22 protein-coding genes and 1 tRNA gene are annotated in these 18,730 nt (G+C 69.8%); 16 read left to right on the forward strand and 7 right to left on the reverse strand.

Going from position 1 to position 18,730, the window contains the following annotated elements; all coding sequences use genetic code 11:
- Positions 1–87: 87 nt before the first annotated feature.
- Genes xylA through ACWCSU_RS13755 form a run of 3 tightly spaced genes read left to right on the forward strand, consistent with a single transcriptional unit; the run spans position 88 to position 3,079 of the window.
- Positions 88–1,239, forward strand: coding sequence for a xylose isomerase (xylA, locus tag ACWCSU_RS13745; RefSeq protein ID WP_357692757.1), 1,152 nt, complete (start codon positions 88–90; stop codon positions 1,237–1,239).
- The gene (locus ACWCSU_RS13750; protein WP_449935173.1) at positions 1,236–1,979 is read left to right on the forward strand and encodes a sugar phosphate isomerase/epimerase family protein; all 744 of its coding nucleotides are present in this window, start codon (positions 1,236–1,238) and stop codon (positions 1,977–1,979) included. Before xylA ends, ACWCSU_RS13750 begins: the two co-directional genes overlap by 4 nt.
- Positions 1,976–3,079 carry a Gfo/Idh/MocA family protein gene (locus ACWCSU_RS13755; RefSeq protein WP_449935176.1) on the forward strand — a complete coding sequence of 368 codons (1,104 nt, stop codon included), beginning with the start codon at positions 1,976–1,978 and terminating at the stop codon, positions 3,077–3,079. Before ACWCSU_RS13750 ends, ACWCSU_RS13755 begins: the two co-directional genes overlap by 4 nt.
- A gap of 4 nt (positions 3,080–3,083) precedes the next feature.
- Here the strand turns inward: ACWCSU_RS13755 and ACWCSU_RS13760 are convergent, their stop codons facing one another.
- Positions 3,084–4,364 (reverse strand): esterase-like activity of phytase family protein, encoded by a 1,281-nt coding sequence (locus ACWCSU_RS13760; RefSeq protein WP_449935178.1) that lies wholly within the window; start codon positions 4,362–4,364, stop codon positions 3,084–3,086.
- A 228-nt stretch (positions 4,365–4,592) separates the two neighbouring features.
- On the opposite strand from ACWCSU_RS13760, the gene ACWCSU_RS13765 reads away from it, so the two are divergent.
- From ACWCSU_RS13765 to ACWCSU_RS13780, 4 genes are all read left to right on the forward strand, one after another.
- A complete protein-coding gene (locus ACWCSU_RS13765; RefSeq protein WP_449935180.1) occupies positions 4,593–4,871 on the forward strand; it encodes a hypothetical protein in 279 nt (92 codons plus the stop codon).
- An 88-nt stretch (positions 4,872–4,959) separates the two neighbouring features.
- Positions 4,960–5,322, forward strand: coding sequence for a nuclear transport factor 2 family protein (locus tag ACWCSU_RS13770; protein WP_449935182.1), 363 nt, complete (start codon positions 4,960–4,962; stop codon positions 5,320–5,322).
- A gap of 246 nt (positions 5,323–5,568) precedes the next feature.
- The gene (locus ACWCSU_RS13775; protein WP_357692745.1) at positions 5,569–5,904 is read left to right on the forward strand and encodes a hypothetical protein; all 336 of its coding nucleotides are present in this window, start codon (positions 5,569–5,571) and stop codon (positions 5,902–5,904) included.
- A gap of 17 nt (positions 5,905–5,921) precedes the next feature.
- On the forward strand, positions 5,922–6,275 hold the full coding sequence (locus tag ACWCSU_RS13780; RefSeq protein WP_449935185.1) for a YbaB/EbfC family nucleoid-associated protein: 354 nt from the start codon (positions 5,922–5,924) through the stop codon (positions 6,273–6,275).
- A 15-nt stretch (positions 6,276–6,290) separates the two neighbouring features.
- On the opposite strand, the gene ACWCSU_RS13785 is transcribed toward ACWCSU_RS13780, so the two are convergent.
- Positions 6,291–7,199, reverse strand: coding sequence for a hypothetical protein (locus ACWCSU_RS13785; protein ID WP_449935189.1), 909 nt, complete (start codon positions 7,197–7,199; stop codon positions 6,291–6,293).
- Between the two features lie 207 nt (positions 7,200–7,406).
- Here ACWCSU_RS13785 and ACWCSU_RS13790 point away from each other — a divergent pair, with 207 nt between their 5' ends.
- From ACWCSU_RS13790 to ACWCSU_RS13810, 5 genes are all read left to right on the forward strand, one after another.
- Positions 7,407–7,697 (forward strand): SRPBCC family protein, encoded by a 291-nt coding sequence (locus ACWCSU_RS13790; RefSeq protein ID WP_449935191.1) that lies wholly within the window; start codon positions 7,407–7,409, stop codon positions 7,695–7,697.
- Positions 7,698–7,805: 108 nt separating this feature from the next.
- Positions 7,806–8,357, forward strand: a complete 552-nt coding sequence (locus ACWCSU_RS13795; protein WP_449935194.1) for an RNA polymerase sigma factor — start codon at positions 7,806–7,808, stop codon at positions 8,355–8,357.
- Positions 8,354–9,193, forward strand: coding sequence for a hypothetical protein (locus tag ACWCSU_RS13800; protein ID WP_449935196.1), 840 nt, complete (start codon positions 8,354–8,356; stop codon positions 9,191–9,193). Before ACWCSU_RS13795 ends, ACWCSU_RS13800 begins: the two co-directional genes overlap by 4 nt.
- A complete protein-coding gene (locus ACWCSU_RS13805; RefSeq protein ID WP_449935199.1) occupies positions 9,184–12,327 on the forward strand; it encodes a S8 family serine peptidase in 3,144 nt (1,047 codons plus the stop codon). Before ACWCSU_RS13800 ends, ACWCSU_RS13805 begins: the two co-directional genes overlap by 10 nt.
- 69 nt (positions 12,328–12,396) lie before the next feature.
- Positions 12,397–13,197, forward strand: a complete 801-nt coding sequence (locus ACWCSU_RS13810) for a hypothetical protein (RefSeq protein WP_449935202.1) — start codon at positions 12,397–12,399, stop codon at positions 13,195–13,197.
- On the opposite strand, the gene ACWCSU_RS13815 is transcribed toward ACWCSU_RS13810, so the two are convergent.
- Positions 13,088–13,744: a hypothetical protein gene (locus ACWCSU_RS13815; protein WP_449935204.1), complete on the reverse strand. Its 657-nt coding sequence runs from the start codon at positions 13,742–13,744 to the stop codon at positions 13,088–13,090. The genes ACWCSU_RS13810 and ACWCSU_RS13815 overlap by 110 nt on opposite strands.
- 24 nt (positions 13,745–13,768) lie before the next feature.
- Positions 13,769–13,981: a hypothetical protein gene (locus ACWCSU_RS13820; RefSeq protein WP_449935207.1), complete on the reverse strand. Its 213-nt coding sequence runs from the start codon at positions 13,979–13,981 to the stop codon at positions 13,769–13,771.
- Between the two features lie 140 nt (positions 13,982–14,121).
- On the opposite strand from ACWCSU_RS13820, the gene ACWCSU_RS13825 reads away from it, so the two are divergent.
- Positions 14,122–14,763 carry a hypothetical protein gene (locus tag ACWCSU_RS13825; protein ID WP_449935209.1) on the forward strand — a complete coding sequence of 214 codons (642 nt, stop codon included), beginning with the start codon at positions 14,122–14,124 and terminating at the stop codon, positions 14,761–14,763.
- A 292-nt stretch (positions 14,764–15,055) separates the two neighbouring features.
- Here ACWCSU_RS13825 and ACWCSU_RS13830 read toward each other — a convergent pair whose 3' ends face one another.
- Positions 15,056–16,285 (reverse strand): helix-turn-helix domain-containing protein, encoded by a 1,230-nt coding sequence (locus ACWCSU_RS13830; protein WP_449935212.1) that lies wholly within the window; start codon positions 16,283–16,285, stop codon positions 15,056–15,058.
- Positions 16,286–16,386: 101 nt separating this feature from the next.
- Here ACWCSU_RS13830 and ACWCSU_RS13835 point away from each other — a divergent pair, with 101 nt between their 5' ends.
- Both ACWCSU_RS13835 and ACWCSU_RS13840 read left to right on the forward strand, forming a co-directional pair.
- A complete protein-coding gene (locus ACWCSU_RS13835) occupies positions 16,387–16,638 on the forward strand; it encodes a hypothetical protein (protein WP_449935215.1) in 252 nt (83 codons plus the stop codon).
- A gap of 84 nt (positions 16,639–16,722) precedes the next feature.
- Positions 16,723–16,950, forward strand: coding sequence for a hypothetical protein (locus ACWCSU_RS13840; RefSeq protein WP_449935217.1), 228 nt, complete (start codon positions 16,723–16,725; stop codon positions 16,948–16,950).
- A gap of 180 nt (positions 16,951–17,130) precedes the next feature.
- Here ACWCSU_RS13840 and ACWCSU_RS13845 read toward each other — a convergent pair.
- Positions 17,131–17,204, reverse strand: a tRNA-Pro gene (locus ACWCSU_RS13845).
- A gap of 64 nt (positions 17,205–17,268) precedes the next feature.
- Positions 17,269–18,132 (reverse strand): metallophosphoesterase, encoded by an 864-nt coding sequence (locus ACWCSU_RS13850; RefSeq protein WP_357693535.1) that lies wholly within the window; start codon positions 18,130–18,132, stop codon positions 17,269–17,271.
- Between the two features lie 89 nt (positions 18,133–18,221).
- Between ACWCSU_RS13850 and ACWCSU_RS13855 the strand changes: the two genes are divergently transcribed.
- Positions 18,222–18,677, forward strand: a complete 456-nt coding sequence (locus tag ACWCSU_RS13855) for a GatB/YqeY domain-containing protein (RefSeq protein WP_449935220.1) — start codon at positions 18,222–18,224, stop codon at positions 18,675–18,677.
- Positions 18,678–18,730 lie beyond the last annotated feature (53 nt).

Raw genomic sequence — 18,730 nt, forward strand, 5'->3', positions numbered from 1 at the left:
ATCATGCCGGACCCCCCTTGACGTCACCATGCATGCCTCCTCAGGATTATGTGCAGATTATGGACTAAAGGTTGGGGACACCGACACATGTCATCCTTCACTCCGACACCCGCCGACCGCTTCACCTTCGGACTCTGGACCGTGGGCTGGCAGGCCCGTGACCCGTTCGGGGACGCGAGCCGTCCCGCGCTCGACCCGGTCGAGAGCGTGCACAGGCTGGCCGAGCTCGGCGCGTACGGCGTCACCTTCCACGACGACGACCTGCTGGCCGTCGAGCCCGACCGGGACAAGGCGATCGCCGCCTTCCGCAAGGCCCTGGACGAGACCGGGATGAAGGTCCCGATGGCCACCACGAACCTGTTCACCCACCCGGTGTTCAAGGACGGCGCGTTCACCAGCAACGACCGCGACGTCCGCCGGTACGCCCTGCGCAAGGTCCTGCGCAACATCGACCTGGCCGCCTCGCTCGGCGCGACCACGTACGTGTGCTGGGGCGGCCGCGAGGGCGCCGAGTCCGACGCGGCCAAGGACGTCAAGGCGGCCCTCGACCGCTACAAGGAGGGCCTGGACCTGCTCTGCCAGTACGTCCTCGACCGTGGCTACGACCTGCGCTTCGCCCTGGAGCCCAAGCCCAACGAGCCGCGCGGCGACATCCTGCTGCCGACCATCGGCCACGCCCTGGCGCTCATCAACGACCTGGAGCACCCGGAGATGGTGGGCCTCAACCCCGAGGTCGGCCACGAGCAGATGGCCGGGCTCAACTTCGTCCACGGCATCGCCCAGGCGCTCTGGCACGGCAAGCTGTTCCACATCGACCTCAACGGCCAGCACGGCCCCAAGTACGACCAGGACCTGATCTTCGGCCACGGCGACCTCAAGAGCGCCTTCTTCCTGGTCGACCTGCTGGAGAACGGCGGCTACGACGGCCCCCGCCACTTCGACTACAAGCCGCTGCGCACCGAGGACCCCGACGACGTGTGGGACTCGGCCGCCGCGAACATGCGCACGTACCTGATCCTGAAGGAGAAGTCGCGCGCCTTCCGCGCCGACCCCGAGGTCCAGGAGGCCCTGCGCGCCTCCCGCGTGGACGAGCTGGCCCGGCCCACCCTCGCCCAGGGCGAGACCTGGCAGGACCTGGCCGGCGACGACTTCGACCCCGAGGCGGCGGCCCGGCGCGGCTTCCACTTCACCCGGCTCAACCAGCTCGCCCTTGAGCACCTCATGGGGGTCCGCGGATGACCCGGCCGCTCAGCGTCCAGCTCTACACCGTCAGGGACCAGCTCGCCGCCGACCGCGACGGCACCCTTGAGCGCATCGCCGGCATCGGGTACGGCGCCGTCGAGCCCTTCGACCCGACCGACGACCCCAAGGGCTTCCGCCAGGTGATCGACGACCTCGGGCTCGCGGTGAGCAGCACGCACGCGTACGCGCTGCTCAGCAGGGAACCCGCCGAGGTCTTCGACGCCGTCGCCACGGTCGGCGCCGACCTGGTGATCATCCCCGGCGGCGTCCCCGAGGCCGAGTTCACCACCCGCGACGGCCTCTCGCGCACCGCCGACCTGCTCAACGGCCTGGCCGAACAGGCGGCCGGGCACGGCATGCGCATCGGCTACCACAACCACTGGTGGGAGATCGAGCCCAGGATCGACGGCCGACACGCCATCGAGGCGCTGGCCGATCTGCTCGCCCCCGAGGTGTTCCTGGAGATCGACACGTACTGGGCGGCCGTGGGCGGCGCGGACGTGCCCGCCCTGCTCGGCCGCCTGGCCGGTCGCACGCTCGCGCTGCACGTCAAGGACGGGCCGGTGGTGAAGGAGGAGCCGCACACGGCCGTCGGGTCGGGCGCGATGCCGGTGCCCGAGATCCTGGCCGCCGCGCCGGACGCCTGGCGCATCGTCGAGCTCGACACGTGCGCGACCGACCTGTTCACCGCACTCGCCGACAGCCACGCCCACCTCACCCGCCTGGAGGGCTTTTGAGCAGCGGACCCGTCGGTGTCGCGGTCGTCGGCGCCGGGGTGATCAGTGCCCAGTACCTGCGCAACCTCACCGCCTTCCCCGACGTGCAGGTGCTCGGCGTCGCCGACCTCGACACCGATCGGGCCGCCGCGGCGGCCCGCGAGCACGGCGTGCCCGCCTCGGGCGGCCTGGCCGAGATCCTCGCCCTGCCCGAGGTCGAGATCGTGGTCAACCTGACGGTCCCGGCCGCGCACGCGGCCGTCGCGCTGGAGTCCCTGCGCGCCGGCAAGCACGTGTACGGCGAGAAGCCGCTCGCCCTCGACATGGACCAGGCGGCCAAGGTCATGGCCGAGGCCGCCAACCTGGGCCTGCGCGTCGGCGGCGCCCCCGACACCTTCCTCGGCCCCGGACTCCAGGCCGCGGCGCACGCCCTGCGCTCCGGCCTGATCGGCGAGCCGGTCGGGATCACCGCCGCGTTCCAGAACCTGGGCCCGGAGTCCTGGCACCCCGATCCCGAGTTCTACTACCGGCCCGGCGGCGGTCCCCTGTTCGACATGGGCCCCTACTACCTGACCGCGCTGGTATCCCTGCTCGGCCCGGTCGCCCGGGTCGCGGGCGGCACGCGCAGGGCCCGCGCCGAACGGACGATCGGCTCGGGCCCCAAAGCCGGCACCCTGTTCCCCGTGGACGTGCCCACCCACGTCAACGCCCTGCTGGACTTCCCCGGCACGGCCATCGCCACCGCGACCTTCAGCTTCGACTCGCCCGTCAGCCGCAAGCTGATCGAGGTCGTCGGCACCGAGGGCGCCCTGCTCCTGCCCGATCCCAACACCTTCGGCGGCCCGCTGCTGGCCCGCGGCCCGCACGACGCCGACTGGCGCGAGCTGCCCGTCGCCGACGGCACGGCCGGGCGCGGCATCGGCGTGCTCGACCTGGCCCGGTCGCTGCGCGCGGGCACGCCGCACCGGGCCTCGGGCGAGCTGACGCTGCACGTGCTGGAGCTCATGACGGCCATCACCGAGTCGGGCGAACGCGCCGAGTTCCGCCCGATCACCTCGGCCGTGACGGCCCCCGAACCCCTGCCCGCGGACTGGGACCCGTACGCGAGCACGTTGTCCTAGGAGCTCAGAAGAGCGGCTTGGCCAGGCGGATCGTCAGGATCCGGCTGGTCACGCCGGAGTCCACCAGGCGGCCGTCGGCGTCGAAGGTGCCGAGCCCGAAGTCGTTGTCGTTGGCCACGGCGAGCGTCACCGGGTCGAGCAGGGCGACGCCCTCGATCTTGCCCGGCAGGCCGGCGATCGCCGCCAGGTCCACGGACAGCGCCTTGGTGGCGACGGTGACGTTCGACGGCAGCGACGCCTCCAGCGACGGCGTGGTGGCCGGGTCGTCGTGCGGACCGCCGAGCAGGTTCGTCGCCCGGCGCAGGTCCACGGTGTAGAGGCGGGCCACGGCGTCGGTGCGCTCCTGGAGGAGCAGGCGGCCGGGGCTCAGCACGTTCAGGGCAGAGATCTTCATGTCGCCCTGCTCGGCCGCCGGGTCGAAGGTGGCCGCGTTCTCCATGGTGTAGGCCCACTCGCCGGTCGGGCGGCCGGTACGCAGGTCCACCCGCAGGATGCGGGCCGTGCTCGACGCCTTGCTGGTCTTCTTGTCGGGGTTGGCGAGCGGGCTCTGCACGGCCAGGTACAGGGCGCGCTCGGCCTGCGAGACGCCGAGCGCCTCGATGCCGCGGTTCTGCTGCCGGGTCGCGAGGATCGCGGGCAGCGTCTCGTGGACCGGGTAGCCGGCGCCGGTGAGGTTCAGGCCCTTGGGGACGTACCGGGCCAGGATGCGGCCGTCGCCCGCCACGTGGAGCAGCGAGGGGGAGTACTCGTCCACGAGCCAGAAGCCGCCGCGGCCGTCGGTGACGATGTCCTCGGTGTCCAGGCCGTTCGGGTCGTAGGTGAGCTGGGTCAGGCCGTCCCAGGTGTAGGGGACCTCGTCGTGGCCGGGCTGGTTCGACAGGCCGGTGATCGGGGTGCCGTCGGAGGTCTTCAGCGGGATGCTCTCCACGATGCGCGCCACGCCCTGCCGTACGGCCACGCGGACGATCGCCGGCGCGAACTCCGGCACCGGGAACGTGCGCCGCTTCTCGCCGTTCACCTTGGGCTCGCCGTTCGGGCCCCGGTCGGTGACCATCCAGTACTCGCCCGCGCGCCGGGCCGGGAACAGGCCGCTGCCGAGGCCGCCGAGCTTGACGCCGCGGGAGTCCTTGACGAGGCCCGGCTCGAAGGCGGCCAGGTCGGGGGCGGGCAGCGTCACGTCGGACAGGACGCGCGGCTGCCGTCCGGAGGCGGCGTCGGCGGGCGCGGCGACGGTGGTGGCGAGGGCCGCGCCGACGGCCAGCATGGCGATGAACGAACGAGACATGACGCTTCCCTTGGCAGCAAACCTACAGACAAGGGTCGAAAGGTATCGACGCTTGATGTCCTACCGCTGAAGGGCAAATGAATTCACCCCACGACATCACACGAAATTTCGTGACGACCGGTGACATGCCGCACGGTCTGACGCTGAGCCGGTTTCCGAGCCCTTGCCTGCCGGCGAGGTCGCCGATCCGGTCGTTCCCTTCCCCTTGTTGAGGGAAGAAGAGGAAGCATGACCCAAGACCCCTTCGAACCCCCAGGAACCGGGCTCATCACGTCCTGGATCGCCCTCCTCGACAACGCCCGCCACGAGAACCGGGTCATCTCGGTACGCCTGCTGAGCGGCGACTCCTTCACCGGCCACGTCACCCGCCGGGGCGACTCGGTGGTCACGGTCGAGTCCTCGGACCCGGCGTCGGGCGGCGTCCGGGAGCACAACCTCGCCATCAGCGCGATCGTGTCGATCACCTTCGAGCCGCCGGCCGGTCCCGGCGGCGCCTCGCCGGCCTGAGCGCCGGACGCGGCCGGCCCGTCGCACGGGAACGCGTCGTCCCGTATCGTCCGGACCAGCGACCCCGTCCACGTGAGGAATGATCAACATGTCCCACGATGTGGTACGACGCGTTTTCCGCACGGTCGACTCGTTCGACCCCGACAAGTTCGCCGAACTGCTGGCCGAGGACGCCACCCTGGTGTTCGGCAACGCCGAGCCCATGGTGGGACGCGACGCCGTCGCCGACGGCCTGCGGGCGTTCTACTCGACCATCGGCGGCCTCCGGCACCGGATCGTCAGGGACTGGCAGGCAGGCCCCGACACGATCGCCGAGACCGAGGTCACGTACCGGCGGCTGGACGGCAAGGACGCCGCAGTGGTGGCCGTCTCCATCTGGCGCACCCGGGACGACGGCCTGATCTCGGACTACCGCATCTTCGCCGATCTCGCCCCGGTCTACGAACCCTAGCCCCTGCCCCCTATTCCTGTCGGTATTGTGGACAACCTCGTCGGCCCCGCCCGGTGGCCACGTACCGACAGGAGAACCGCCATGAGCACCCCCGTTCCTCCTACCCCGACCCCGAGCAGCACCCCCGCCCCGAGCCCCAGCAATCCGTCACCCAGCGAGCCCCCGCCGCCGCGGCCGGCGCCCCCGTTCCCGGCCTCCGGCGCGAGCCCGGCGGCCCCCCGGGGGCCCGGCCTGCCGACCACCGAGGTGTACGGCAGCACCTTCACCAAGGCCGCCGGCGCCCTGCTCGCGGAGCGCACCGAACTGGCGACCGACATCCGCCGCATCCTCGACGCCATAGCCGCACTGGGCGACTTCGCCGGCACGGACGGGACCGCGAACACGTTCAGAAAAAGCTATTCCACGGCCCTGAACAAGGCCGAGACCTACGTCGAAGCCTTGCGCGACGTATACCCGGCAGTGGCCGACCGTCTGGACGACATGAAGACCAGCTTCGACGTCGCGAACTGGGCGACCATCGAATCCCTGCCCGAAGTGTCCGACCCGCCCAAGCTTTCCCCCAAGGACGGAAAGCTCACCTGACACCCCAGGAGTCCCCGATGACCACCCCCGAAGACCCCACTCCCTATCTCGACGACGAGATGCGCCACCTCCTCGACCGGTTCCAGGCCGACGTCCGCCCGCTGGAGGAGTTGCAGGAGAGCCTCGACGCCGTCCGCGGCCGGGGTGAGGCCGCCGACGGCCAGGTCAGGGCCGAGGTGACGCCGACCGGCGCGCTCGGCGGCCTGCACCTCGACCCGCGGGCCATGCGACTGGGCGCCGACGCCCTGGCCGAGGCCGTCCTGGCCGCCGCGAACGCCGCCGCCGAGGACCTCGCCGCCCAGATGACCGGCCTTATGACGACCGGTCTGACCCCTTTCGCCGACGAGATCCGGCGTTTCACCCGGGAATGACGACGTGACCGGCCCTCAGTACCGTCGCCATCTCCTGAACTGGTCCTGGCCCGCGGCGACCCCGAGCTTGGCGAGCATCTGCTGCCAGGTCGGCAACAGGCTGACCGGGTCGTCCACGACGTCCCCGGGCCTGTTGAGCGCGTTGGCGGTGGTGCTGAAGATGGTGGATCCGGTCAGGAACACGACCGCGTTCCGCGCCGCCGGGTTCTTCGGCAGCACGTTCGCGGCCTTGCCGAAGTTCGCGGGGTCCACGTGGTAGAAGACCATGGCCGCCGCGAAGTTCTTCAGCATGTACTCGCCACGGTCGCCCCACGACCCGGTGTCCTCGCCCCTCGCCAGCTTGAACCCGTCGACGACCGCCTGGTCGAGAACGGTGTAGGCGAAGCTGCCCCCCACCGCGTAGATGAACCGCTTCCCCACGGCGTTCTCGAACATCCTGATCAACAGCCGCGCCTGCGACCTGCGTATCGCCCAGTTGATCATCACCTGGACCTTCTTGTCGATCGCCGGCCAGCAGAAGAACATCAGCAGTTCCATCCACTGGATCATGGCCATCGTGCGCAACGTGTGCTGGGTCCGCTCCAGCAACTCCGCATAATCCTCGACGGCGTCCGCCAATCCCCGGATGTAGGCGGAAACCCGCGGCGGATAGGGCGCGATCTCCTTGGCGAAATACCGCCTGAACGCGTCAATTCCCGCGCCGGAACTCGGTGGCCGCCAAACCCTGCTCGCCACCTCCTCCACGTCGTCCAGGCTCGCGTCCACCCGTCCCGCCAGCTGGCGCAACAATTCGGCGGCCGCCCGCGCTCTGGCCGGATCGCCGTCGGGATAGGCCACGCTCAACATCTGCAGCACCACGCCCCCGACCCCGACGGCCGAGAACATGAACCCCGCCATCGGCAGCGCTCTGGAAGACGGACTCATTGGACAACTCCATTCTTCTGGCGTTAATCATAGGATCATCCCACCAATCTCATTGATTACGCCAGCCCCAGGCAGAACTGAAGCCTTGAATCGGCACGCAATTGCTCAATAGCCTCAAGGCGGCTCATGTTCTGCATCGGAGGTATCGGTAACCCCGGAATTCGCTCACATCTCCGCCGGTTACCATCCCGATCCGGCACTCTCGATGTGTCACGTGGAACGACTGCGGACACCGGGCGCGGGACCTGGGACTTCTCCCTGGAGACCGCCGAGCCCGACGAGAGCGGGCGGGACAGCATCCGCTACATCGACGAGGTGCTCCAGGTGGAGGACATCGCCCTGGTGGAGAGCGTCCAGCGGGGGATGCGCACCCCGGCGTTCACCCAGGGCAAGATCGTCTACGACCCCGACGGCTCGGGCCTGTCGGAACACGCCGTCCACCACTTCCACGGCCTGATCCTGGACGCCTACCGCCGCCATCTCGAACAACGGCCATAGGGCCCACAGCCCCGACGCGAAAGGCCGCTTCCGCGTCCTCGTCTGTCACGCCTGCAACCATCCGGACACCTGCTTGTTGTGACATACCCCTACGGAAGGGACGACCGCGTGGGCCCACCGGACCCCCGGCGACGCTTCGAGGAGCTCTACACCGAGCACTACGAGGCCGTCTCCGGATATGTGCGACGGCGTACCGGCGACCCTCACGACGTCGCCGACGTCATCGCCGAGATCTTCACGACCGCGTGGCGGCGGCTCGGCGACGTACCGTCCGGCGACCGCGCCCGGCTCTGGTTGTACGGCGTGGCCAGGCGCACCCTGGCCAACCACCGCCGCGGCGAGTCCCGCAGGGCGGCCCTCACCACGCGCCTGCGCACCGAACTCGAAGAATGGACCGGCCCCGCGACGGAGGCCGTGCCCGAGACCGCCCGCGCGGCCTTCATGCGGTTGTCCGCCGACGACCGGGAGGTGTTGTCGCTCGTCGCCTGGGAGGGGCTCGGCAACGCCGAGCTGGCGCAGGTGCTCGGCTGCTCGCGTCTCGCCGTGCGGCAGCGCCTGCACCGCGCCCGCAAGCGCCTGGCCGCCGAGCTCGCCGCCGACGACCCCGATCTCGCCCGGTACGGTCCGCGGGCCGTCCGTCTTGCCAAGGAGACCTCATGAACCCGCAGCTCGACGACGTCGTCAGGCGGCTCGCCCCGCCCGCCGGACCGGGGCTGACGCCCGGCGCCCGGGAGACGATGTACAAGATCATGGAGGAGGAGCCCGCCCCGGCCCGGCCCATGCGCAGGAGGCGGCGCGCCCTGCTCGCGCTGGGCGCCCTCGCGGCGTCGTCCGCCGTCGTCCTCACCCTCGGGCCCGCCTCGGCCTCGGCCCTCGACGTCAAGGACGAGGGCGGCTACTTCGTCATCGAGGTCAAGGACGTGTTCGCCAAGCCGGAGGCATACCAAGAACAACTGCGCGACGCCGGGCTCGACATCAAGCTGCGGCTGTTGCCCTCCACGCCCAGCAACGTCGGCTCGGTCGCCCCGAGCACGGCGGAACCGGACGGCATCGAGGTGGTCGACCGGCAGGAAGGCTGCGAGACGGCGGGCGGCTGCCCGATCAGCATCAAGGTCCGCCGGGACTTCAAGGGGCCGGCCGAGGTCGTCCTCGGCCGGGAGGCGCGTCCCGGTGAGGAGTACGAGATCATCACCGGCTTCGACTCGCTCGGCGAGCCCATGCACTGCGCGCCGTTCCACAACAGGCCCGTCGGCGAGGTGCGCGCCCTGCTCAAGGCCCGCGGCGTGGACGTCCAGGCGTTCGACGTCCTCGGCCCGGCCTTCTGGACGAAGGAGGGCAAGGACACCGAGCCGGTGACCAAGGCGTCGGTACCGGAGACCATGCACGTCGTCGGCGGCTACCTGACGATGGCCGGCAAGGCGACACTCCAGGTCAGCGACTCGGACCTGCCCGCCGACCTCGTACGGACGATGAAGGAGAAGACCGGGTGCCCGTGATCGTGCACAAGGCGCTGGCCGCCGTCCTGGTGGCCGTGACGGTCGGCGTCGTGCCCGCGCCCGACCTTCCACAGCCTCCGGATGTGGGCCGGGCGGGCGGTGTCACGTTGATCACCGGCGACCGCGTGATGGTCACCGGCGGCGGCGGATACCGCGTGCGACCGGGGCCGGGCAGGCGGGTGGGGTTCAGCGGCCAGATCCAGGACGGTCACCTGTACGTGATCCCGTCCGACGCCCGGCCGCTCGTCGCCGCGGACCTCCTCGACCGGCGGCTGTTCGACGTCACTCAACTGCTGGCCTGGCGGTACGGCGACGCCGACCGGCCCGACATCCCGCTGATCGTCCAGTCGTCCCAGGGGACGGCCCCGACGTTCCGGGGGGCCGAGCGGGCCCGGCGGCTCGGCGGGCTCGGGATGAGCGCGATGAACGTGCCCAAGGCGTCCGCCGGGCGGACCTGGCAGGACCTGGCGGCCGGCGCCCGCTCCCTCACCGCCGGATCCACCAAGCTCTGGCTGGACGGCCGCCGCTCCTACAACCTCGACCGGAGCGCCGAGCAGATCGGCGCCACCGAAGCCTGGAAACAGGGCATGACGGGCAAGGGCGTCACGGTGGCCGTCCTGGACAGCGGGTACGACCCCGACCACCCCGACCTGAAGGGCGTGGTGACCCAGGAGAAGAACTTCACCGACGACCCCGACATCCGCGACAACACCGGCCACGGCACTCACGTCGCCTCGATCATCGCGGGGGCCGACGCGAAGTACCGAGGGATCGCGCCCGGTGCGAAGCTCGCCGTCGCGAAGGCCGGCACCGCCTTCGGACTGACCGAGTCGGCCATCCTGGCGGGCATGGAGTGGGCCGCCGCCGAGGTCAAGGCCAAGATCGTCAATTTGAGCTTCGGCGCTCCCGACACCCTGGGCCTCGACCCGGTCGAGCAGGCGGTGAACACGCTGTCGGAGCGGTACGGCACGCTGTTCGTCACGGCCTCGGGCAACGACGGCACCACCGTCACCAGTCCCGGCAGCGCCGACGCCGCGCTCACCGTCGGCTCCGTCGACCACCAGGACCGCGTCGCCGCCTCCTCGGGCAGCGGACCCCGCGAGGGCGACCACGCCATCAAGCCGGACATCACCGCGCCCGGCGTGGAAATCGTGGCCGCGAAGGCGGGCGGGACCGGCACCGAGGCGCACGTGGCGATGTCGGGCACCTCCATGGCCGCGCCGCACGTGGCGGGCGCCGCGGCGATCCTCGCCCAGCTCCATCCCGACTGGACCGGGCAACGGCTCAAGTCCGCGCTGACGGGCAGCGCCATGCCGCTTCCCGGCCTGACGCCGTACCGGCAGGGGACCGGGCGGGTGGACGTCGTCCGCGCGTTGGCCCAGCAGGTCGTCGCCGTACCGGAGCGGGTGTGGGCGTACTTCCCCTCGGACGGTCCGGGGGAGCGGGTGTCCACCGGGACCGTCACGTACGACAACGCCGGCGACACCCCCGTCGACCTCGACCTGACCGCAGACGGCGAGGTGGCGCGGCTCTCCGCCCGACGTCTCCAGGTGCCCGCCAAGGGGCAGGCGGCGGTCACCGTGACGATCGACGCCAAGGACAAGGCGTCCGGCGAACACCCGGCGACGATCACCGCCAGGTCGGGCGACACGGTGATCCGCACGCTCGCCGGCGCGTTCGTCGAGCCCGAGTCCCACAACGTGACCGTCAAGGCGCTCGACCGCAACGGCCGGCCCGCCGAGGCGGGCTTCATCCAGGTGTACGACGCGCACACGGGCACCGGCCGCGACGTCCCCTTCATCGACGGGACGGCCAGGCTCAGGCTGCCCGAACGCGAGTGGAACCTGTACAGCGAGATCGACGACGACACGGGAGGCACCCTGGCCCACACCCGGCTCGACGTCGACCAGGACCGGCAGGTGACCATCGACGCCCGCGACGGCAGGCGAGCCGGCTTCAGCGTGGACGACCCGGACGCCGCGCCGGGCGACCCGCTCGTCGTCGAACTGGCCGACGGCGCCTGGTCCTACGGGTTCGCGAGCTGGGCCGCACCGGGTTGGGACACGTACGTCGTCCCGGCACGCGCGCCGGGCCTGCGATTCCTGATCAGGAGCCTCTGGAAGAGCAGGACCCGCACGCCGAGCCCGTACGTCTACGACCTGGTGAACATCCACACCGACGGGCTGCCGGACAACCCCGTTCACGCCGCCCGGCGCGCGGACCTGGTCAAGGTGACGGCGACGTACCGGGCCGCGGCCACGGCGGCGACCGGACTTCCGTACTCCGGCCCGAGGCTCGTCGAGGACAGGCCCGGGATCGGGGCGAGCCCGGTCCAGGAGGTGGAGCTGCCGAGCACCCTCACCCACTACCGGACGCCGGGGCTGGTGTGGGACAGCGGGTTCGAGGTCGGCACGTCCGTCGTGGCCGGCGCCCCGGTCAGGTTGGAGCGGGGGAGCACCACGGAGGTGTGGAACGCCGCCGTGGCCGGCCCGTCCGCGCCCGTCGCGACCCGATCGGGTGACGAGCTGACCGTTCCCGTGGGCGGCCTGTTCGCCGACGGCGTCGCCGGCCACAGGGGCGCCGACGACGCGGCCACCGGCACCGCCACCCTCACCACCGGCGGCCGGACGCTGGCCGAGACCGACCTGGCGGGATGCGCGACGGAACGGCCCGCCGACTGCGTGCTCCACGCCGCCCTGTCACCGGAGGCCGCCACGTACACCCTGAAGGCGTCGGCCCGCCGCCAGGTCCCCTACTCCACCCTCTCGACCGCCGTGGAGTCCGTCTGGACGTTCCGCTCCTCCAGGGCCGACGGCCGCCGTCCGCCGCCCCTGACCGCGGTACGCCTCACCCCCACCACCCTGGACGACCACAACCGCGCCCGCCCGGGCACCCGCACCCCCCTCACCCTGACCCTCGAACCCCGCCAGGAGAGCACGCGCGTACGCCTTGAGACCTCCTCCGACGACGGCCGCACCTGGCGTCCCGTCCCGGTGACACGATCCGCCCAGGGCCGGCTGGCGGTGGTCCCCAACCCCCGCACAGCGGGATTCGTCTCCCTGCGGGCGACCGTCATCGACACCCCCACCACCCGGCTGACCCAGACGATCATCCGCGCCTACGCGGTGGGCTGAACCGGTGCCCGGCCGTCCATCGGGGGAACGGCCGGGCACAATTCCCTCCAAACGCGTACCTTGGCCGCCATGGCGGACAGCGAGCAGCCAGGAGCTGCTTTCGGCAACCTGTGGGCGGACGCGGTGGGCCCCGGCGGCGGGGTCGACCGTGATCGATGTGAGTGCTTCGACCAGTTCAGGCGGCAGCAGCCGAGGAACGTGCGATTCCACGCCGAGCGACAGGACACCTCAGCGGCCGGATGGCACCATCTGCTGGCCCTGATCGAGGAAGCCGCCGCGGACGGCCGCGAGGTGTTCCGGCCGCTGACGGAGCTGAGCCCGGACGAGCGGCGGCAGATCGTGACCCTGCCGCCGACGATCGCCAAGCTGGTCGCGGTCAAGCACCTCGTGCTGTACGGGAGCAACCTGGTCAGGATCCCGCCGGAGATCGGCGCGATGACCGCTCTGGAGGAGTTCAGCCCTTACACCTCTCGCCGGCTGCACTGGTTCCCCTACGAGCTGACCAGGTGCGAGAAGTTGCGGCGCAGCACTGTCAGCACCCGCTCCGTGTACGGCAACTACAAGCAGCGTCCGTCGTTCCCCCGGCTGCGGCCCGGCCCGGACGCCGCCGACCGTCCCGATCTCGGTGACCTCGATCCCGCGGTCTGGGGCGCCACGGCCGTTCGTACGTGCAGCGTCTGCGACCAGCCGATCAGCGAGGGCGGCCCCCATCAGGTGTGGATCTCCCTGCGAGTCGCCACCGACGTCCTGCCGCTCCTGGTCAACGCCTGCTCTCCGGCCTGCGTCGAGGCGTTGCCCAGCGCCGCCGAGGGGTATGTCCCCACATCTCACACGGGCGGCCTCTCCGTGCGTCAGCCCGCCCCTGGCTGACGCAATGTGTCACCGGAGACCGGCCGCACACCGGCGAAGTACGGCCGGTCGCGCCGCCCCAGAGCACGATGACCAGGACGACGAGGGCGACGAACCACCCGAGCGTCAGCACGGGCGACAGCTCCGCGTAGCCGGAACCGGCCGCCAGACCGGCCGCACCCAGACCGGCCACCGCCCAGCGCAGGACGTCCAGCAGGGCGGCATGGGAACTGTCGCCGAGCGAGCACAACCGGCTGACGAAGGCGTCCACGATCAGCCAGACCGTGATCAGGGCGCCGGCCGTGACGGCGTTGCCGATCAGGTCCCTGACCGGCTCATCCGGGAGTTCGCCGCTCGCGTAGGTGGCCACCAGCGAGGCGGGGACCATGCAGATCGTCCAGGTCTGGGCCCTGGCGAAGGCGTCGCCCGGTCGCTGCAACGGCAGCAGCCCGGCGGCGCACAGGCCCCAGCCGACGGGGTCGAACAGCAGGTCGAGGCCATTGAGCCGGACCGCGCAGAAGGCGATGACCAGCCCGGTGACGATCTTCGTGACGGGACGCAAGCGCACTGCCCTTCTCGTGTCGGACGGCCGTCAGAGCTCGCCGCTCACCGCCTGGTTGCACGCCAGGCCGGCCAGGCCGCGCTGCCAGGCCACGGGAACGCTGCCCGTGCTTCCCGTCAGCTGCCACGAAGTCGGCGTCACCTCCGACGAACCCGTCCCCAGCCAGGTCCGGTAGGTGTAGCGGATCGGCTGTGGCTCGTGCGGCACCGCCGCGCAGTCGGTGATGACGAACCGCCGGGTCACCGTCCTGATGCCGCCCCCCTCGACCTCCCAACTAAGTGGGTGGGCGAGTGCTACCGTGCCTGTGCCGTGGGATGCCAAGCCAGGTACTTAGCAGAGCGCTTTTCGTAAAAGCGCCAATTTCCTTCTAGGGTAGACATCTCGTGTCTCTAATCGATCTGCTGAATGCAAATCCAACGCTGAAGAACTTTTTAATAGCGATACTCACCGCCCTGGCTACCACGATGACAGTTGAATATCTGGCAAAGCCGAAACTGGAAGCAAGGAAGGCGCGGATTATTCGCGACAGAAATCAGATTGATGAGGTGATATTCCAGTTCCAGGAGCTTGGCCTAGTGCTCGGCACGATGCGTCTTACCGAATTGAAGTATGTCGAAAGCCTGTCCGACTTCCTTGTGAGTCAAGTGGAGCAGGCGGAAAAGAGCTTGGATCGCTTGCAGCAATCGCTTGCGCGTTTGCCCCTTAAGTATGTCCAGCGTCAGGGGCGCCATATGAAGGTTGCGGCTTTTCATCAAGGTTTGCTTCGCTCGAAGCTCGCTCTGCTTAAAGGGTATCTTGAAGGCGAGAAATATGATGCCTCCTTTGAACAGATCGTTGAACTGGCGACCCTGACGGACCAGCTCCATCTTATCGATGTCACATTCGAACTTTCCAGGCACAGTTGGCTGCATAAGCTTGTGAATCGAGCGAGCGTCCAACAGCAAGCTGAAGCCGTAGCAGTTGCCATGGAAGCCAATGGTTTGTCACTCGATAAGGCTCCTGTCTCGATCAGCGCTCATGAGTAAAGCGGTGTAGGCGTTACGTATGTATGCCCCGCCGGCGCAAGTCAACCGGGCCGGTATCGATTGAGACGGGGTTCGTCTGGAGCCACCGCATCCGCAGTTCGCCCGGAATTTCGTAGGGACTTACGTTTCGGAGCTGTAACGCTGGCAGCGCATGCAGCCGATAGCGGCTCCATGCCGATCACGGAGATTGGGACGGTAGGGACATCAGCGAGCGTGCTGGATGTCCCCGCCTGTGTCGCTATTTCAACAGGCCCAAGGGTAGATGAGGGACAAGGGGACAGCAGGGACAGTCTCAGCGCCTTGCCAATGCCAGTGAGTCCTTGATTGTTTTGGCGCCTGAGGCGCCTGCCTCCGCCAGTCCCTGTGCGGCGCGGTGGAGTTCTGTCACAGCGTAGGTGTTGAGGGCCACGGCATCCGGGGCTACCTCCACGGCGATGGTGGTTGCGGCTTCGGCGTCGCCCTCAAGGATGTGGGCTCGTGCCAGGCAGGCTCCGAACCAGGCTCGGTCGCGTCGATAGTGCTCAGGCAGGGTTGATAGGCCGCGCTCAATGAACTCGGCGGCGCGGCGGCCGTCGCCGAGTTCCAGTTCGGCCATGCCGCGTTGCATGAGGAACCAGCCCTCGTCGTAGAAGTACATCCAGGGTGGTTCGTCTTCGGGGTGTTCGGCGGCGGTGCGGATGAGGTCTTCGGCTTCGGCGAGGCGGGTGCGGGCCTGGTTGGCCTCGCCCATTTGGGCGTGGCCTCGGCCGGCCATTTGGGCGGCCATGCCTTGGACGCCGTACGTGGTGCGGCCGTCGTGCCAGCGGGAGGCTTCGGCCAGGCGGATGCAGCGTTGGGCGTCGCCGAGGCTCCAGGCTTGGTGGGCGCGCATGTTCAGGGTGGTGGAGGCGAGGCAGGCGTCTCCCGCTTCGACGGCCCAGGCGTGGGAGCGGTCGTACCAGGCCAGGGCTGCGGCGTGCTGGCGGGAGTCCTGGCACATCCAGGCGAGGAACTGGGCGTACTGGGCCAGGGCTGCTACGGCGCGGTCAGCGAGGGGGCCGCGGGCTCCTCGGGCGAGGTCGGCCACGGTGGACAGCTGGGCGTGGATCAGCGGTAGGAGAGGGCGGCTGCCGATCGTGTCCTCGACGCGGCGGTGTTCGGCGAGGCAGTGTTCCAGCCATTCCACCGTCGCCAGATCGACGCGGGAGGGGTGCTCGATGGCGCGGGTGATGCGTTCGTAGAGGTCGGCGTCGGGGGCCAAGGTGGGGAGGGCGAGGGCGGGGATGGGCTTGATGATGGTGCCGAACAGCTGGTCTTCGGTCAGGCCGAACGCCTTGCAGTAGAGCTGGGTGTAGAAGGCGTCCGGGCGGTGTTCGCCGGTCTCGTGGCCTCGGATGCGGCGGATGACGTTCGGCAGCTCGGGGAGGGGTTTGTCGGAGGCTCTGGCCAGCTGTTGTGCCAGCTCGCGTTGGGACCAGCCCTTGCTGTTGCGGGCGGCGAGGAGGCGGCCGGCCCAGACGGGGGCCGTTGCGTTGTCGCTCATCCGGTGCACCTCCGGGGACGGGCGGACACGGGGGCGGACAGCGGGGTTCGCCGCTCAGTGTCCTCTTCTGACGTGGTACCGCGCGTGGCTCTGATGTAGTCGTGCACCAGGACATCGATGGCTTCTACTCGTGGGCTGCTTGCGATCAGTACGGCCGTGGGTCGTGCGGCATAACCGGTGAGGCCGAGCAGGCGGCCGCGCTTCTGCGGCAGGCGCTTGAGTCGTTGGCTCCAGGTTCCATGGGCTCAGTCCAGGTCGTTCGCCTTGACCGGTACGCATCGAACCCCTCCTACATCTACGGCGCGACCGTACTGCGTCTCCACAGAGCGATGACCATCATCGCCAACGGCTGACGCCGACCTGACGTGAACGCCCGATCAGGCATCGCAGGAGGCGGCCGCGGTTGCCTCCTGCGCGCGAACCGAAGGCAAGCCCTCATGTACGTGTGGACGCCGCATGTCCCGTACGGACCGCGTCCCGTCCGGGTGCGGGAGATCTCGTGCTGCGGCGAGTACGAGTGGTGCTGCGAGGCGGGGCAGTTCCTCATCCGTCGTCACAGCGAGGAGAACGGGTACGAGGAGACCGCCCGAGGGCGCCACGCCACCGCTCGCCTTGTGTGGGCCACGCTGCTCGCCGGGCACAGGCACGGGCAACCGAAACGCTGATATCTCACATCCGGTTGGGCGCCGGCCCCAACTTCGTCGGAGCGCCGTGTGATCGCCCTTCAGCGCGGACGTGGCAGATCAGAGTTATGGGTGCCGTCGTCTCGGACCTTGTTGGTTACCCAGAAACAAGTAAGGCCGCTTCCAAGTTTCGGAAGCGGCCTTCTACCTGCGGCGATACTGTCGGGGTGGCGGGATTTGAACCCACGACCTCTTCGTCCCGAACGAAGCGCGCTGCCAAGCTGCGCTACACCCCGATGCACGCCCGTCTTGCGCGTGCTTGAGAAAGTCTAGCGGACTTCGCGGGTACTCGTGACCGCCTCAGCGTCGCGGGACCAGCGTGAGCAACGACGCCTCCGGGAAGCACGCGAAGCGGGCAGGTGCGTACGGCGAGGTGCCGAGGCCGGCGGACACGTGCAACCAGGCGCTTTCGTGCCGGCTCAGGCCCTTCACGCGGGCGCGGTCGATGCCGCAGTTGGTGACCAGGGCGCCGTAGAACGGGACGCAGAGCTGGCCGCCGTGGGTGTGGCCGGCGAGCAGGAGCTGGTAGCCGTCGTCGGCGAAGCGGGTCATGTTGCGGGGCTCGGGGGAGTGCATGACGCCGAGGCGGAGGTCGGCGTCGGCGGGGGCCGGGCCGGCGACCAGGTCGTAGCGGTCGCGGGAGATGTGGGAGTCGTGGATGCCCGCCACCGCGACGTCGAGGTCGCCGATCTTGATGCGGGCGGTGGTGTTGTTCATGTCCAGCCAGCCCTCGGCGGCCATGCCGGCGCCCAGTTCCTCCCACGGGAGGTTGGGGATGTGCTGGCGGCGGTCGTTCTTGGACGTACGCCAGAGGTAGCGGGCCGGGTTCTTGGGCTGGGGGGCGTAGAGGTCGTTGGACCCGTAGACGAACAGGCCGGGGCGGGACAGCAGGGGCTCCAGGGCGTGCAGGAGCGCGGGGACCGCTTCCGGGTGGGCGATCGAGTCGCCGGTGTTGACCACCAGGTCGGGCTCCAGGGCGCCCAGGGAGCGCACCCAGTTGATGAGCATCGTGCGGTTGGGGGTCAGGTGCAGGTCTGAGAGGTGCAGCACGCGTACGGGACGCCGGCCGCGCTCCAGCACCGGCACGTCGAAGCGGCGCAGACGGAACCAGTTGCGCTCCACGACGGAGGCGTAGCCCAGCCCGGCCAGGCCGAGACCGATCATGGACAGGGGCACTGCGACGGCTTTCCTCACGTACTCATGATGCCTGACAACGGGCACGAGGCGTCCCGGCAGACGGCAAGATGGACCGCATGAGCGCAATGAAGGACAAGCTGAAGGCCGATCTCACGGCCTCGATGAAGAGCCGGGACGAGGTGCGTCTCCGGACGATTCGTATGGCTCTGGCGGCCGTGAACGTCGAGGAGGTGGCGGGCAAGCAGGCCAGGGAGCTCAGCGATGACGAGGTCATCAAGGTGCTGACCAAGGAGGCCAAGAAGCGGCGCGAGGCCGCCGAGGCGTTCCAGAACGCGGGACGCGCCGAGCAGGCCCAGGCCGAGCTGGACGAGCAGGCGGTGCTGGAGGAGTACCTGCCGGCGCAGCTCTCCGACGAGGAGCTGGCCCAGATCGTCGACGCCGCCGTGGCCGAGACCGGCGCGTCGGGGCCGCAGGCCATGGGGCAGGTCATGAAGGTGGTCAACCCCAAGGTGGCGGGCAAGGCCGAGGGCGGCCGCGTCGCCGCCGCCGTACGCGCCCGCCTGACGGCCTGACCCCCGCTGCCCGCTGAGCGCCCCCGCAAGGCCGGTCGGCGTCTCTGAGGCTG

The sequence above is a fragment of the Nonomuraea sp. NPDC001699 genome, from assembly GCF_053596455.1.

Coding starts and splice junctions, on each gene's coding strand:
- ACWCSU_RS13840 (WP_449935217.1), top strand. CDS start 16,723: ATGTACGTGTGGACGCCGCATGTCCCGTACGGACCGCGTCCCGTCCGG.
- ACWCSU_RS13780 (WP_449935185.1), top strand. CDS start 5,922: ATGACCACCCCCGAAGACCCCACTCCCTATCTCGACGACGAGATGCGC.
- ACWCSU_RS13750 (WP_449935173.1), top strand. CDS start 1,236: ATGACCCGGCCGCTCAGCGTCCAGCTCTACACCGTCAGGGACCAGCTC.
- ACWCSU_RS13765 (WP_449935180.1), top strand. CDS start 4,593: ATGACCCAAGACCCCTTCGAACCCCCAGGAACCGGGCTCATCACGTCC.
- ACWCSU_RS13770 (WP_449935182.1), top strand. CDS start 4,960: ATGTCCCACGATGTGGTACGACGCGTTTTCCGCACGGTCGACTCGTTC.
- ACWCSU_RS13850 (WP_357693535.1), bottom strand. CDS start 18,132: ATGATCGGTCTCGGCCTGGCCGGGCTGGGCTACGCCTCCGTCGTGGAG.
- ACWCSU_RS13760 (WP_449935178.1), bottom strand. CDS start 4,364: ATGTCTCGTTCGTTCATCGCCATGCTGGCCGTCGGCGCGGCCCTCGCC.
- ACWCSU_RS13800 (WP_449935196.1), top strand. CDS start 8,354: ATGAACCCGCAGCTCGACGACGTCGTCAGGCGGCTCGCCCCGCCCGCC.
- ACWCSU_RS13785 (WP_449935189.1), bottom strand. CDS start 7,199: ATGAGTCCGTCTTCCAGAGCGCTGCCGATGGCGGGGTTCATGTTCTCG.
- ACWCSU_RS13830 (WP_449935212.1), bottom strand. CDS start 16,285: ATGAGCGACAACGCAACGGCCCCCGTCTGGGCCGGCCGCCTCCTCGCC.
- ACWCSU_RS13855 (WP_449935220.1), top strand. CDS start 18,222: ATGAGCGCAATGAAGGACAAGCTGAAGGCCGATCTCACGGCCTCGATG.
- xylA (WP_357692757.1), top strand. CDS start 88: ATGTCATCCTTCACTCCGACACCCGCCGACCGCTTCACCTTCGGACTC.
- ACWCSU_RS13810 (WP_449935202.1), top strand. CDS start 12,397: ATGGCGGACAGCGAGCAGCCAGGAGCTGCTTTCGGCAACCTGTGGGCG.